The organism is Roseibium polysiphoniae (assembly GCF_014842925.1).
GTDB classification, from domain to species: domain Bacteria; phylum Pseudomonadota; class Alphaproteobacteria; order Rhizobiales; family Stappiaceae; genus Roseibium; species Roseibium polysiphoniae.
Map to the genome: position 1 here is coordinate 470,455 of NZ_JACYXJ010000006.1, position 15,524 is coordinate 485,978.

The 15,524-nt window shown below is 59.5% G+C and carries 10 protein-coding genes; 8 read left to right on the forward strand and 2 right to left on the reverse strand.

Annotated elements, in window-relative coordinates:
- Window positions 1–32 precede the first annotated feature (32 nt).
- The gene (locus IG617_RS17900; protein ID WP_192110584.1) at window positions 33–1,196 is read left to right on the forward strand and encodes an iron-containing alcohol dehydrogenase; all 1,164 of its coding nucleotides are present in this window, start codon (window positions 33–35) and stop codon (window positions 1,194–1,196) included.
- 54 nt (window positions 1,197–1,250) lie between these two features.
- Here IG617_RS17900 and IG617_RS17905 read toward each other — a convergent pair whose 3' ends face one another.
- Window positions 1,251–2,009: a gamma-glutamylcyclotransferase gene (locus IG617_RS17905; protein WP_192110585.1), complete on the reverse strand. Its 759-nt coding sequence runs from the start codon at window positions 2,007–2,009 to the stop codon at window positions 1,251–1,253.
- Between the two features lie 298 nt (window positions 2,010–2,307).
- Here IG617_RS17905 and IG617_RS17910 point away from each other — a divergent pair, with 298 nt between their 5' ends.
- The 3 genes from IG617_RS17910 to IG617_RS17920 are packed head-to-tail and all read left to right on the forward strand — an operon-like array spanning window position 2,308 to window position 11,177.
- A complete protein-coding gene (locus IG617_RS17910) occupies window positions 2,308–4,506 on the forward strand; it encodes a FecR domain-containing protein (RefSeq protein ID WP_192110586.1) in 2,199 nt (732 codons plus the stop codon).
- Between the two features lie 17 nt (window positions 4,507–4,523).
- Window positions 4,524–9,428, forward strand: a complete 4,905-nt coding sequence (locus tag IG617_RS17915; protein WP_192110587.1) for a PKD domain-containing protein — start codon at window positions 4,524–4,526, stop codon at window positions 9,426–9,428.
- Between the two features lie 36 nt (window positions 9,429–9,464).
- Window positions 9,465–11,177 (forward strand): adenylate/guanylate cyclase domain-containing protein, encoded by a 1,713-nt coding sequence (locus IG617_RS17920; protein ID WP_192110588.1) that lies wholly within the window; start codon window positions 9,465–9,467, stop codon window positions 11,175–11,177.
- 85 nt (window positions 11,178–11,262) lie between these two features.
- Here IG617_RS17920 and IG617_RS17925 read toward each other — a convergent pair whose 3' ends face one another.
- Complete coding sequence (locus IG617_RS17925; protein WP_192110589.1) at window positions 11,263–12,012, reverse strand: SDR family NAD(P)-dependent oxidoreductase; 750 nt, start codon at window positions 12,010–12,012, stop codon at window positions 11,263–11,265.
- 158 nt (window positions 12,013–12,170) lie between these two features.
- On the opposite strand from IG617_RS17925, the gene IG617_RS17930 reads away from it, so the two are divergent.
- From IG617_RS17930 to IG617_RS17940, 4 genes are all read left to right on the forward strand, one after another.
- Window positions 12,171–12,473 (forward strand): winged helix-turn-helix transcriptional regulator, encoded by a 303-nt coding sequence (locus IG617_RS17930; RefSeq protein ID WP_338110024.1) that lies wholly within the window; start codon window positions 12,171–12,173, stop codon window positions 12,471–12,473.
- 1,114 nt (window positions 12,474–13,587) lie between these two features.
- The gene (locus IG617_RS17935; RefSeq protein ID WP_209008577.1) at window positions 13,588–14,736 is read left to right on the forward strand and encodes a D-alanine--D-alanine ligase family protein; all 1,149 of its coding nucleotides are present in this window, start codon (window positions 13,588–13,590) and stop codon (window positions 14,734–14,736) included.
- Between the two features lie 121 nt (window positions 14,737–14,857).
- Window positions 14,858–14,992, forward strand: a complete 135-nt coding sequence (locus tag IG617_RS21840; RefSeq protein ID WP_276529835.1) for a hypothetical protein — start codon at window positions 14,858–14,860, stop codon at window positions 14,990–14,992.
- A gap of 144 nt (window positions 14,993–15,136) precedes the next feature.
- Window positions 15,137–15,403: a hypothetical protein gene (locus tag IG617_RS17940; RefSeq protein WP_192110590.1), complete on the forward strand. Its 267-nt coding sequence runs from the start codon at window positions 15,137–15,139 to the stop codon at window positions 15,401–15,403.
- Window positions 15,404–15,524: the final 121 nt, after the last annotated feature.

A 15,524-nucleotide genomic window follows, 5' to 3' on the forward strand; every position in this document is an offset into this window, starting at 1 on the left:
CCGTATCAGCTTCTCAATCGAGTGTTTTAGCCATGAGCACACTTCCAAACATGAACTGGTCCTACCCGACTGCCGTGCGTTTCGGTGTTGGCCGCATCAAGGAACTGGCCGACGCCGTCAAGGCTGCCGGCATGTCCAATCCTCTGCTCGTTACCGATCCGGGCCTTGCGGGTCTGCCGATGGTCGCGGACGTGATTGCCGACCTCAAGAGCGCTGGTCTCAAGGCCGCAGTCTTTTCCGAGGTCAAACCGAACCCGATCGACAAGAACATCGAGGCTGGTGTTGCGGCCTATAAGGCTGGCGGCCATGACGGCGTCATCGCATTCGGCGGCGGCTCCGGTCTTGATGCCGGCAAGCTGATTGCCTTCATGTCCGGTCAGAGCCGCCCGATCTGGGATTTCGAAGACATCGGTGATTGGTGGACCCGGGCAGACGAAAACGGTATCGCACCGATCGTTGCCGTGCCGACCACCGCGGGCACCGGCTCGGAAGTTGGCCGCGCCGGCGTTGTCACCAACTCCGAAACGCACACGAAGAAGGTCATCTTCCACCCGAAGATGCTGCCGGAAACCGTGATATGCGATCCCGAACTGACTGCCGGCATGCCGCGCATGATCACCATCGGCACGGGCATGGATGCACTGGCCCACTGCCTGGAAGCCTATTCCTCGCCTTTCTATCACCCGATGTCGGAAGGCATTGCAGTGGAAGGCATCCGTCTGTCCCTGGAAAATCTGCCGAAGGTTGCTGCCGACGGCAACGACCTGGAAGCGCGCGGGCATATGATGAGTGCGGCCGCCATGGGCGCGGTCGCCTTCCAGAAGGGCTTGGGCGCCATTCACTCCCTGTCCCACCCGGTCGGCGCGCTGTATGACACCCATCACGGCATGACCAATGCGGTCTTCATGCCCTATGTGCTGCAGTTCAACAAAGCAGCCATCGAAGACAAGTTCGGCCGCCTGGCCGGGTTCCTTGGCATCGAAGGCGGTTATCAGGGCATCCTCGATACGATCCTCAAGCTGCGCGCTGATCTGGACGTCCCGCATACGCTCGCCGGACTGAATGTTGGCGACGAAAAGCGTGATCTGATCGCCGAGATGGCCATCGTCGACCCGACCGCTGGCGGCAATCCGGTCAAGCTGACCAAGGAAGGCGCACTGGAGATCTTCGACAAGGCTCTCTCTGGCGAAGTCTGATCTTTCGATCTGCGCCTCGATCAAAGAAACCCCGCGTCTTCTGGCGTGGGGTTTTTACGTTCTGGCAGCACGAAACCGGCGCGCCAGGTCCCGGAGACGAAACAACTCCTCATCCTCCAGCTCCAGAAGTTCAAACGAGGCTGCGAGGTTTTCCAGATAGTCGATGTTCGGCCCAAGATACCCTTCGGCCTGAGCAATTCTGCGCGCGGTTTCTTCCAGGCTCAGCGACGGCAGCAACATGGGATTGTCGCGGTTGACCACAAAGGCCATTGCCTCAACCGGTCCCTGCTTGGTCGTCAGCGTCAGGAATTCCGGTACATAGGACCCCAGCAACATTTCCCGGCGCCAGATAAACCGGCTTTCGGTTTCCAGCTTGTCGGCATCAACCCGGAACACGAGTCCATTGCAGGTGCCGCCAAGATCGAGACCAGCCATAAGCCCAGGACAGTCCGGTGTGCCCCGCGCCACCTCGGAGCGCAGGCAAAATCGGCGGTGATAGCCTGACAAATGCGCCCGTCTGACTTCCGAGAAGTGAAACGCAGGATCCCACATCAAGGATCCGTAGGCGAAGATCCAGATGTCACCGCCCCAATGCGCCTGCAGCGTGTTCTTGCGGCAAGCGTCGCGCTCCGCATCGGTCCGACGCCAATCGTCGGGAAGACCCTGCGCCCTCATCTGTGCGTCTATGTCGCTCAAGTCCAACGACCTGAAGCGCGAATTCTCCGGCGAGATGATCTTGCCGCGCAAGCGCGGGTGATGTCTGTAAGGGTCGCCCTTGTCCGGCATAGTACCTCGGTTGCAAAAAGTGTTCATCGCCGGTTCATCCACGGAACCTTAAGGTCGGCCCCAACAAGATTAACCTATTCTTAATTTTACAGACCGCCACCTGACGCCAGGGAATGCTCTCTGGTATGATGGCTTCGTAAAAATCCTTAATATATGTCGGATTTTCATGACTAGAGGCACGGGATATCTAGAAAGACATTTAAGTCACTTGTCATCCTTAACAAGGAGGACGAGGCGCTGGCTTTTTGTTTCTTTTGTTGTCCTGCTGCAGTTGCCGCAGGCTGGCCTGGCCGCGGTTACAATACCTTTTGAAGACGACAGTGACTTGCGCCGCATCGCCGAGACATACCTTGGCGACGCCGATCTCTGGCCTGCGATCCTGAAAGCCAGTGGCCTTGAGACCCTCAGTGACCTTGATCCCGGACAGATGCTCACGGTGCCAACCGACGAGGTCTCGGCGGCACGCTCGGCCCTTTCAGGTTCTCTTGCCCGGATCCAGGAAGCCAATGCCATTGGTGCCCAGGTCTTTGCTTACGAGACGATCACCGAGGCCATATCACTACATGATTCCGCTCTCGACGCGGAAAAACAGAGCAAATGGCGGGAAACACTTGCACTCGCAGTTGATGCGGACAGCGCGGCCGGTGAAGCCTATCTACTTGCAGAAGAAAACCGGGACAAGGCTGCCGAAGCCCGATTGAGCGACCGGCAGGGGTGGGTGGAAGGACAGCGACCGGAGGATCTTGGGTGGGACGATCGCGAACTGAACGCAATCCTGGTCGAGGAGGAGAAGGTTCGCACCCTTTCCCGCTCCACCGCCCAGATCACCTTCCGCGATTCAGGCCGCCTGCGTCTCAACGCCAACTCTCACGCTGTCATTCAGCGCATGCGCGTTGACCCGTTGAAGAAGCGTGAGGACGCCAAGGTCAGCCTTGTCGAAGGGGATTTTTACGCTCTTCTCGGCGGCAATTCGAACCGCAAGAGCCTGGAAGTCGATGTTCCTGACGTTAGCGCCAAGATCGATTCCGGCGACTTTTGGGTTCGGCAGGACGTGAGCGGCGCCAAGTTCACCAACTACGATGACGAGATGGTCGAGATTTCCGCAAGGGGCGAGCAGGTTTCCCTTGGGCGCAATGAAGGCGTCGTTATTCGCGCGGGCGAAAACCCCAGGGCGAAGATCGACGTTCTGACGGCACCGGTCCTGCAAACTCCCGGCGACGACGGACTGGTCTTCAATGCTTCGGCGAATCTCTCCTGGCAGGACACGGATGGAGCCGCCGGCTATTGGGTCGAGGTCGCCCAGGATGCCAACTTCAACCAGATGGTGGATTCCGCATCCGGATTGGTGGAGCCTCGCTTTGCACTCAATGAACTTGAGATCGGCACCTATTACTGGCGAGTTGCGGCGCTCGATCAATTCGGCCTTCCCGGCCGTTGGAGCCTTCCCTACCGCTTCACCATGCGGATCGACCGTGCACCGCCATTTCTACGGCTGGAAACGCCGCGATCTGACATCATTTACCGGGAAGCGCAGGTCGAGCTGACGGGCGAGACGGAGCCCGGAGCAACAGTTCGCATAAATGGCTCTCTTGCCGATGTTGCCGAGGATGGAAGCTATCGTTTTGATCTCAGCTTGAAGACGGGCCAGAACCTTCTGGATATCGTCTCGAGGGATGCTGCCGGCAATGAAACGGACCTTACCCGCGAGATTGTGCACATGCCCGATGCCAAGGCCGAGGTGAGCTTTGACCCGTCGACCCCTCAGCTCTCGGCCCGCCATTTCCTCGCCAAGGATGCAGAGATTTCGCTGTCAGGCCAAAGCGAATCTTCAGCCTTGATGCAGATACTCGGCGAAGACGGCTCCATGCGGACAGAAACACGAAGCGACGGGTCCGGCGCCTTTGCTTTCACGCTGCCACTCAACGCGCCCACCGAGATTTTCACACTCCGGATCACAAGCAGCTCAGGCTTTCAGACGGCCGACAGTTTTGAAGTTACGCGTGATCAGGAACCTCCCCGGATCACGCTGGATGCCCCACTGCCCCGCCTGACCTCGGTTGAATGGCTTGCTCTGCGCGGTCAGATCTCCGGAGCGGAGCGGGTAACTCTCAATGGACGGGACATTCCGCTGACCGAAGGCCGGTTCGATGAGGTCATCACGTTGACGGATGGTCGCAACAGCATCGAGATGTCCGCACAGGACCTGGCAGGAAACATCAAGGTCGAGAGCTGGACGATCACGCTCGATCAGGCCCCGCCAACCTATGTCAGCCACGAGCTGAAACCAGCCTCGGGCGGACGAATAAACATCGAAGTAACAGCGGAAGATGCCAATGGCCTGGCAAAGGCCGCGCCGTTTACCCTTTTGGCAAACGGCGAAGAAGTTAACGGTTTCTTACGCTACAACAAGCTCAGCAGAAGTTACAGGGGCGTGGCGACTGTGGCAGATGCCCAGGCGATCCGCCTCGACGGGATCGAACTGCAGGACGATGCGGGAAACCGAGCGAGGGTTCGATTGAAATGATGGGGATGGTCGCTGGTATGTATCTTGTCAAAGCGCACCTTGGAAAAGCTAGACACGCCCTTTGGCGCAGACGTCCGCTCGCAACCGGGTTGGCTTTCCTCGCATCGCTCTGCGCAACCCCGCTCAACGCGCAGACGGCCAAGCCTATCGACGTACCGCTTCTTGTCACCTACGGCATGGAAGCTCCGACCCGAGAAGGCGACCCGACGCATCGCCAGGTGCTCTACATTGAAGTTCCTGCTGATCTGAATGAAAGGGTCTACATTCGCCTGTTCGATCCGGACACCGGCGGAGACCACGACCTTGTCTACAGCCAGGCCGACACCACAACAAACTTCATGCTTTTTGGCGGCGACGGCGCTTTCGCCGGTGACACCGCGACGGGTCGCGACGTTTCGGAAGAAGAACTCAGCAGCGGTACGCTTCTGACTGAAAAGTCCTACGCCGATGAAACGCGTTTCGACAATCAGTGGACGAATTTCGCTTTCATTTCTGCGGATCAGGGCGAAGAGCGTGACGGCAAACGGATTTTCCGCCTCGTGGTCGATGGTGCCACCGGCAACGATGGGAACCTTTATGGCGTTGCCGTCAGTCTCCGCGACCGGCAGCAAGTTGATGTTCCCGGATCAAAGCTGACATCCTATGCTCCAACCATCCGCGTGCCTGACACCAAAACGCTGACCGAACTTCGGTTCACCGCGCCGGAGGGCGCGACCAGTCTCGCAATTGACAACTTCGACGCTGCCCATGGCAAGGTCTCCCTCACTACGGCCTTCAGATCCGTTGATCTGACGCCATCTGGTCAGGATCAGTGGCGCATGGACGACGTGGAGCTCGCATCTGATGAACTCGGCAAACCGGCTGCCATCACCCTCTCGGGTGGCCTTGAGATCCCTAATGATGCGACGTTCTTCATCACAGTTCGCGCAGACCGGCTGCTGCCGCTGGACCTGCCCCCGTTCAACTGGATTCCTAATCGCAGGCCTGAAATCGAGGCATCTGCAACGGTTCTCGATGGCTGCCGCGCAGTCGCCTTTGATGCCAGCGGCACCACAGACCCAGATGGTGACCGGCTCTCCTTTCTATGGCGTTTTTCGGATGGCAGCACTTTAAGCGGCCCCGTCGTCGTCAAACCCTACGAGATGCTTGGCACCTTCATAGAACGCCTGGAAGTCACAGATTCTTCGGGACAGATCGGCAATGGCAAAGCTCAAGAGCTCGATGTCTTGATCCGAAATGCCCCTCTGCCGCAAATTTCCGTTCCCGGTGTTGTAGCCACGGGTGAAAGCGTCACCCTGGACGGCAGCGGTTCCTCTTCTGCCGGGGCAGAGATTGACAGCTTCGACTGGCGTTTCAGCGACGGCCTCACCGCTCATGGTCCTCAGGTCGCGCGTGTTTTCGAGACGCCGGGCATCTATCAGGCAACGCTCAGCATCACCGACAGTTCGGGCCACGCTTGTGATACCGCGCGTTTGACGACCACCATCCGCGCCAATGCTGCCCCTGTTGCGGAAGCCGGCGCGAACCGGCGGACGGAAGTGGGGACCCTGCTGCGCTTCGCTGGAAGCTCCAGCCATGACATCGACGGGCAGATCACGGCTCACGTTTGGGATCTCGGCGATGGGACCCGTCTCACGGGCGCGACCGTCGAACATGCCTTTGAACAGCCGGGCACCTATGAAGTCGAGCTTCGCGTTACGGATGATGCGAACGTTTCGAACAGCACGACCTCGGATCGAATTGAGGTCTTCGTCAACGCGCCTCCTGTCGCAGTCGCCGGCTCTGACGGAAATATCGCGGTGGGCGAAGTCATCCATTTCGACGGCTCAAGTTCCTCCGACACAGACGGACAGCTTATTTCCCACACATGGGACTTCGGGGACGGTGTCAGCGGCACCGGCGAGCACGTCGACTACGCCTACGGGACACCGGGCATTTACGAGGTGCGTCTGACAGTTGAGGACAATTCCGGCACAAAGACACGCATTGCCACAGACACGCTGCAGGTTCGGGTCAACGCAGCTCCAATCGCCAACGCGGGCCCGGACCAGATCGTCACGGCCAGTTCTATCCGCTTCGACGGAACCGCATCATCTGACACCGACGACAAAATTGCGACATACCACTGGGATTTCGGCGACGGCACAACCGGCGAGGGTCCAAGTCCGGCACATGTCTATGCAAGACCGGGTGAGTTCATTGCGCGCCTGACCGTAACGGACGCCTCTGGCACCCTTCGCAACAGCGCCAGCGATACGGTCACGATCACTATCAACACGCCGCCTATCGCCGATGCAGGTCCGGATCTCGTCGGTTCGCCCGGTGAAGAGTTGATTTTCCAGGCCAACCGATCCGTCGATCCCGATGGAGAAATTGCGTCCTACGAATGGGATTTCAAGGACGGCAATCTCGGCAATGGCGAGGTCACTGCCCATACTTTCACTGAACCAGGCCGATACTTCGTTCGTCTGAAAGTCACCGACAACACCGGCCATGCGAAGGCTGTCGACTATGATGAGACCGTGGTCTTCATCAACGCATCGCCGCTCGCAGACGCTGGCGAGGACATCCGGGTCGCACCAGGCCAGCGCTTCACTCTCGATGCAGGGCGCTCAAGTGATGTTGACGGTACGGTAACCGACTTCCGCTGGGACATCACCGGGATCGATGAGCCGTTCTATTCGGAACAGCTTGAGCTGAGCCTCGATGAACCGGGAACCTACACGGCGGTCCTCACGATTTCCGACGACAGCGGCGCCGAGAACAGCCTTGCCGAAGATGAGGTCACCATCCGCGTGAACCATGCACCTGTGGCCGATGCGGGAGACAACGTCTTCACTGCGGACAGCCTGGTTCTGTTTGATGGCGGTGCATCCGTCGACGCCGACGGTGATGGCCTGACATACACCTGGGACTTCGGTGACGGCAAAAGCGCGACCGGAGCCCAGGTAGCGCACACCTATGCGGCCGGCGGCAACTATCCTGTAATCCTGACCGTCAGCGACGGCACAGGACTTTCCAATGGTTCTGATCGCGATGCCATGAGCGTGACGATCAACAACGCTCCGATCGCGGTTGCCGGCGAAAATGCCCGGATCTGCACCGGCGACATTCTCGTTCTTGATGGCAGCAAATCCCGCGACCCGGACGGCGGCGTCCTGAAATTCGCATGGGACTTCGGTGACGGCGAGCAATCCGACATCGTCAACCCAACGAAGACCTACCGCCGCGGCGGTGTCTATCCGGTGACCTTGAAGGTCACGGACAGCTCGGGCCTGGCCAACAACAGCGCCGTCAACAGCATTGCCGTGACGGTGGATCAGGCCCCGGTGGCGGACGCTGGTCCTGACCTCAAGGTTTGCGCCAATACGGAAGTCCTCTTTGACGGCTCCAAATCCTGGGACGCAGATGGCGTCGTCAATCGCTACCTCTGGGACTTTGGCGACGGCGGGTCTTCCGGCGGTGACAAACCCAAGCACATCTATCGGCGCGCGGGGACCTATAGAGCGCAGCTCACCATCGAAGGCGATCAGGTCGGCCAGTGCGATATCCGTGCGACCGACGAGCTCACCGTTGAAGTCACGGCGGCGCCCGTGCCACGGATCGAGGCGCTCTCGGCAGTTCCAGTCGGCGTTCCCGTCTCCTTCGACGGGTCGACCTCCTATCTCGATGACGGCGCTGTCACAGGCTGGACCTGGGACTTCGGTGATGGCACCAGCGCGGCGGAAGGTGCTCTGCAGAAGCATGTTTTCAACGAGCCGGGCGAATATCGCGTTGCGCTGACAGTCGACAGCACGGCTGCTTCCAATGAGTGCCGCCAGATCTCTGGCTATCATCTGATCACCGTCAATGCAGCACCGATCGCAGAGGCAGGCGAGGACATCATCGTCGGCGTCAACGAGGAGCTGGTGCTCGACGGCTCGGGGTCCAACGACCCTGACGGTGCCTTGGCAGATTATTCCTGGACGCTTGGCGATGGCACGATCCTCAAGGGCGTATCTATTCGCCACCGCTTCCGGAAGCCGGGCCGTTACGAGGTCGAGCTGACGGTCAGCGACACGTCGGGGCTTGCCAACTCGACGGCTCGTGACACGCTGACCGTGATCGTTCATGACGGTGTTGCGGCCGTGCTCGATGCGCCGGATGCGGTCTGCGTCGGCGAAGAGGTCACCCTGTCGGCTGCACGCTCCACAAGTCCGGAAGCCCCGATCACAGGCTTCGACTGGTCCTTCGGCGATGGCACCAAGTCCAGCTCCGAAAGCGTTACAAAGCGGTTTGTATCGCCGGGCAAGTACAATGTCACCGTCCTTGTCGACGACGGCATGGGCCGCGCATCCAGCCAACGCGAAGCCTCGAAGATCATTCTGGTCAATCGACCGCCGATTGCCGTCGCTGGTCAGAACCGTCTCGTCTGCCCCGGCGTCCCGGTGCGCTTCGATGCCTCCGCGTCCAGCGACCCGGATGGCCAGATCGCATCCTATGCCTGGGACTTTGGCGATGGCACCAGCGCAAGCGGCACAGCGCCGGAGCACAGCTTTGACCGGCCGGGCACCTATGAAGTCACGCTGAAGGTCACAGACAGCTCTGGATCGGCCTGCAACATCCGCGAAGACACGTTGACCGTCACCGTGAACGCCCCGCCTGCTGCAGACGCCGGGCCGGACCGGCAGGTCTTCGTTGGCGGTGCAAACGACGCGGAGATCTTCAGCGCCTGGCGTTCGTATGATCCAGACGGCACCGACCTGGATCACGTCTGGGATTTCGGCCCTGACGGTCAGCGCCGCGGCGAGCGGGTTTCCCAGAGTTTCAGTGCGCCGGGAGACTATGAGGTCAAACTCACCGTCTCCGATGGCACAGGGCTTTCCTGCGGCACCGCATCTGATACGATGCGCGTCAAGGTACAGGCTCGCGAGGCATATTGATCGATCTCGCGCCCTGCCGGGCGGGGGCTCCACAACATGAAACTGACGCTGCGCAAGAAGCTGCTGCTCTTCTCCGTCGCCATTGCGGTATTGCCTCTGCTGATCGCCGGGGAGACCTTGATCCGCATCGCAAGGGACGAACTCAAGAGCTCGGCCAATGACCAGCTGACGGCCACCGTCCGGCAGGTCAGCGAGACCATCGACAACATCTACCGCGATGCCTGGCTGTCACCTCTCTCCCTGATTGCCAATGCCATCGATGATGACAGTCTTGGCATCGATGCTAAGATCGCCATGCTGACCTTGGGCATTGCTGATCTGCCCGATATCGTCGCCTTGCAGATCACCGTCGAGGGCAGCGAACGACCGCTTCTGGTCACCCGGGAAGGGTTCAGCGAGACCTTGCAGGAGGCAGGCCTCGATGCCAACGACATCCTGCGCGTACCACCCGAGACCATCGCCGACTATCTGACCGGCAAGCATGCAATCGACCGGCAGGCGATCCACCCGGAAGGGTCCGGCGTCTGGCTCGCGACCTTGATCCTGCCGCTGAAAAAGCCCCTCAACGGCCGCCCTGCAACCCTCTCGGCCCGGGTCGATCTCAGCCGCCTGAAAGGCTATGTGCTGTCTCACGCCTTCACCCGAACGGGCACGATCACGATCGTCGATGGCCAGGGCAACGAAGTGCTGGGCAGTGGAGCCCAGGATCTGTCCACCTTTGACATCGTCCGCGAGGCGACAGACCTGCTGGCGCTTCAGGCCGGTGTCACCTCGGTCACCCCCTATGCCCGTCCCAATGGCGAAGTCATGCTCGGCGCCTTTGCGTTTCCCCGGCCCTTCGACTGGGCGGTGATCGCGGAGCAGAGCGAGGCTGCGGCCTATTTCACCATCGACGTCATGGTGCGCAACCTGCTGATCTGGGTCGGCGCGGGCCTTGCCGTGGCAGGCCTTGGCGCGGTTCTCTTTTCCCTCGGCATCTCCCGCCCGATCCTGAAAATCGGGCAGGCGGTCATTGAGGTCGGCCAGGGCAACTTTCAGGCCCGGGTCGACGGCGTCAAAAGCCGGGATGAAATCGGCGATCTCGCCACCCGGATCAATGACATGATCGTTCAGATCAACGAACGCTTCCAGCTGGCGAAATTCGTCTCTCACGGCACCATCGACGCCATCAAGGGCTCGGATCAGGCGGGCGTGCGCCTTGGTGGTTCGCGCAAGAGGGTCGCCATCCTCTTTGCCGACATTCGCGGCTACACCGCCTTTTCGGAAAGCCGCGAACCGGAGGTGGTGGTCGAGGTTCTCAATCACTATTTCGCCAATCAGGGAGAGGCGGTCTCGCGCAACAACGGCGATATCGACAAGTTCGTCGGCGATCAGCTGATGGCGATCTTCCAGGGCCCCGAGATGAGCGCTGACGCCCTGAAATGCGCGGCCGAGATCCAGGATATCATGGAGCGCTCGGCCGCCGAGCACCCGGACTGGCAGCTCGACATCGGCATCGGCATCGATGTGGGCGATGTGGTGGTCGGCGCCATGGGCAGTCCGGAGCGCATGGACTACACGGTGCTCGGCGACCATGTGAACCTGTCCGCCCGTCTCTGTTCTGCCGCCGCCCCCAAACAGACCATGATCTCGGACGCGGTTTACGAAGAGACGCGGCATCTGCCCGGTTTCGCCTTCCCGCCGCTGGAGCCGATCCGCGTCAAGGGCAAGGCCTCGGAGATCAAGGTCTATGGCGCGGAGCGGAGCTGAATGAGCTTCGCATCAGACGCCAGGCAACGAGCCGCAGGTCCGGTTGCGTCCCTGCGGCTCGTTGTCCTGTTTATGGCATACAGGTCTAGATCTGGGCGTAGCCACCGTCGACGAAGACTTCGCTGCCCGTCATGAAACTGCTGTCGTCGGAGGCCAGAAAGGCCGCGACCGCCGCTGTCTCGCTTGGATCGCCGATCCGGCCCAAGGGCGTCTTGTCGGCAAAGTCCGAGAGGATTGCCTCCTGGGCCCCCGTCTGGGCAAAGAGGTCCATGACCTTCTGGGTTTCCGTTGCGCCAGGCGAAAGGACATTGACCCGAATGCCCGTGCCCTTGAGATCAAGCGCCCAGCTCCTGACGAAATTTCGCACCGCCGCCTTGGAAGCGCTGTAAACGCTCATGGCCGGCGTCCCCGTGATGCCAACCGTCGAACCGGTCAGGATGATCGAGCTGCCCTTGGCCAACAGCGGCAAAGCCTGCTGAACCGTGAACAATGTGCCCTTGACGTTGATGTCGAAGGTCCAGTCCAGGTGTTCAGGCGTGATGCTGCCCAGGGGCGAAAAGTCGCCCACGCCGGCATTGGCGAAGAGAATGTCGATGCGCCCCTTCTCGATTTTGACATTTTCGAACAGGCGCTCGAGATCCTTGATCTGCGTGGTGTCGCCGCGAACGGCCCGCGCGCTGGAACCAAGCTCCGCCAAGGCTGCATCGAGTGCCTCCTGCCTCCGACCGAAGATATAGACGGACGCGCCCTCGTCGACGAACCGCTTCGCCGTGGCCAGTCCAATTCCGCTTGCCCCACCTGTGATGACTGCTGTCTTGCCTTCAAGTTTGCCCATTGGTCAATCTCCTGTGCTTGAGCTATACCCAAGCTAAGAGATGCTCTATTTTTGACAAGTATGCACCTTTTGGTAAGTAGGCAGAATGACCTCAACAGAGACAGAGACAGCCCCCCCAGGAAACACCCTTCATCTGCGGCCTCGACGCTGCCCTGCGCGTGGTAGGGGGAAAATGGAAACCGCTCATTCTTTTCTTTCTCGGCGACGGGCCCAAACGCTATGGCGCCTTGAAGCGCTGTGTTCGCGGCGTCAGCGACAAGATGCTGATCCAGCAACTCAAGGAGCTTGAAGCGCACCATATCGTCTTGCGTACGGATCATCAGGAGATCCCGCCCAGAGTGGACTATGCCCTGACGCCCTTTGGCGAAAGCCTGGTCGGCGCGTTGAGACCGCTGTGCATGTGGGGCGAAGCCAACACCGAGACCATCGCCGAGGCCCTTGACGAGACCGGCAAGGCGTAGACGTCCCGACGCGGCACCCACGCCATCCCGGGGGCTCGGCCACGGCGTTCATCCGCCGTCTCTCCCTCGAGATGCACTGTCCACCAGAAGGGCAACTTCAAAGGCACCAGCACAAAATCCGCCGCAGGATTTCTCCCCGGCGTTTTGGCAAGGTCCTGGACCCTCAGGCCCGTCGCTCCGGGCCATTCAGGCACGGAAGTGGCGAGGCGCGTCAGGCTTTGCCTGCGCAGCCGTGTTCAAAATGTTTCTTCGGCAAAAGCTGTCACGCCTCGCCCGGGCTTTCTATCATGAAAGCTACGGATCCGCTCGTCGAACAGGCACTATGACCTTTTCAAGTCACCGCAAGGCGCCCTCCGGGACCGAACCACTCCCCCCGGACCCTGCGGGACCCCGAGGATGACTTCCACCGGACCTGCCAAGACGCATGCGTTACCTGCGCCTCCCAGCCCCGCCCGGCTCGCCCCTCCCCGGCGGACGGTCCGCCAGGGGCCCGTTGAGCGAGCACACCTGAAGTATACGACAGGGTCATGGGGGTGGGGATAAGTTATTTTGCGGAAGGATGGAGGATGGGGGCCGAAAGCGGACAGGCGGGTTCGTCCGCAAAGTCATTGTAGCGCACATTCGCACAGATCAGATTCGCGACCGGATTCGGCCCAGAGCGGACAATTGTCCCGATTACGGCAAAGGTCCACTACGTGCCACTTTTACCGAATGCCACAATTTGCATGGTGTGTGGCAACGCGCTTTAAAGCTAAAATTGTCAGACAGAAAGTGACCGAAGTCGGTCGGTGGCACATTCTTTTATTGCCTTGGTTCAGGCGTGACAAACACCGATTGCTTCCCATGACATCCCGACACTTTAAACCGACTGCGCCGTCTTGGAGATCAAGTGCGGCATCTGCTGAGGGTCGCAGAATACTCATGATCTCTGTCATCGACGATAGTCGTATCTATCATTCATCGAGTGTGGTACCAGTAGGGTTCTGGTTAGAGTTGAATTCAAATTCAACGTTGCCAATTCGAATCTTCTAAACGAACTGATCACCACAAGCTGGCCTCGGAGCTCTTTGCGGCTCCTGGGCTGCAGTGCCTATGGGCGCATGAAGGAGCGGCAGTGAGAAATTCGATTGTGGACGTAACTGATATGCTGAACGGTGCGCATACGCGGACCGAGCACGCGCGGCACCGCCTGGGTGGCTTGCCTCTTGCTCCCGACGAAAGGTCCGCGTTCGCAAGCAAACGCGACGAGACGATCGAAATCGTCATCGCACCCCAGCCCGCCGGCATAGCAGCGCATCGACGGAATGTCGGGATCGAGATCGACGAAGCGCTGGTTCAAAAGATCCTTTCCGACCGTTATCAACTCGTCACCATCACCCAGATCCGGACACGCCGCGATCTCGAACGGCTGGCGATCCGGCGGCCCGACCTCGTATTCTCGGGGGTGAAATACTTCACTTTTGATGGTGAAGACCTTTGGCTGAACGACTTTCTCGAAGTGCACGGGATCGCCTATATCGCATCGGACAGGTCTGCACTGGACAACGAACACGACAAGGCTCGTGCCAAGAGTTTGGTTCGCGCTGCCAATGTCGCCACGGCTGAGTTTTTCCTCACTGCACCGGGCGAACACCCGACCGCCGGCACCCTCCCTCTTCCCTTTCCACTCTTTGTAAAGCCCGTAACCGGTGGAGACAGCCGAGGCGTTGACGCCAAGTCTGTTGTCCACGACTTTGACAGTTTCCGGCGCAAAGTGTCTGGTATCCATGAAAACCAAATGTCCCAGGCTTTGGTCGAGACCTATCTGTCTGGCCGGGAATACAGTGTCGGCATACTCGAGGACGCCTCCAACGGTGAACTGCGCGCGATGCCTGTAGAAATCATCGCCGCGCCGAACAGCAACGGGGACCGTATTCTCGACTATGATGTCAAGAAGCAAGATTCCGAAGCCGTCGCGCCAGTGACAGACGCGGCGACGCGCCTGAAGCTTGGCACCATTGCCAAGGAGGCATTCCGGGCCCTGGGCGGCAAGTCCTTGGGACGTATCGACATCAAGATGAGCCACGCAAATGTGCCGAATTTCATAGAAGCGAACCTGATGCCCGGCCTGCGCAGAGGTTATTTCTATCGCTCCTGTCTGCTTAACCTCGACATGACTTACGAGGCAATGATTTTGGCAATTGCTGACAATGGCCTCGCAACAAGAAGCGAAACTCCTGACCACACTGAGCGCGATTTGGTTGGACAAACACTGATCGGATGAACGTCAATGCCGTCGACGGCCCGCTCTGGCCGGCGAATTTCAGATAAACAACCGAAGTGGGCTGCACAATCCTGCCGCCCGACGGCCGACGAGCGAACTGGTTCACCAGAGAGGAAATTGGATGTCCAAAGGCGATAAGACACGCGGAAACCGCGAGACCAAAAAACCCAAGAAAGTCAAGGCAAAGGTGCTGGCAACCGCAGACTTCAATAAAGGTAAGAGGGTGCCGGTTCTCGGCGAAAAGAAGGCCAAGTAAACCAACGAGACCTAGCTCTTCAGGATTGGCGCTTTGTAGCACCAAACGCGCTGATCTTGGGGGTAGTTGATGTCGTCATCAGCCGATGTGAATGCCCTGGTAGAGACGCTTTGCCGAGCGGGCAATGAGGGGAGCTATCGCTTGATGACGCCCAGTAAACGCTACATATGTCAGACATACCGACATGTCGAACGTGGCAAAGGGGTGGCGAAGCAGCTGGTGCTTGTCCAAGCATCTGCGATCGAGTGCAAGTCTTCGGCCGAAGCGGAGAGGCGCGCGCAACGGATGTTTGACGGTGGCTCATATGCTGGTGCCGATGCATTCATGATCGAAGTTGATGTCGAACTCGGCGACTACAGTGACCCAACCTTCATTGTCCGTCTCGGGGACGTGCCGCCTTTGGATCTATGAGTTGTGCTTTCAACAGACCTCCGGATAGAGCAGGCATCGATTTCGATCCACACAACGACCCGTTGGTTGGCTAAGTGGACCCTACAAACAAACTCCAACGAATGACTGCTCTCCGCCCATC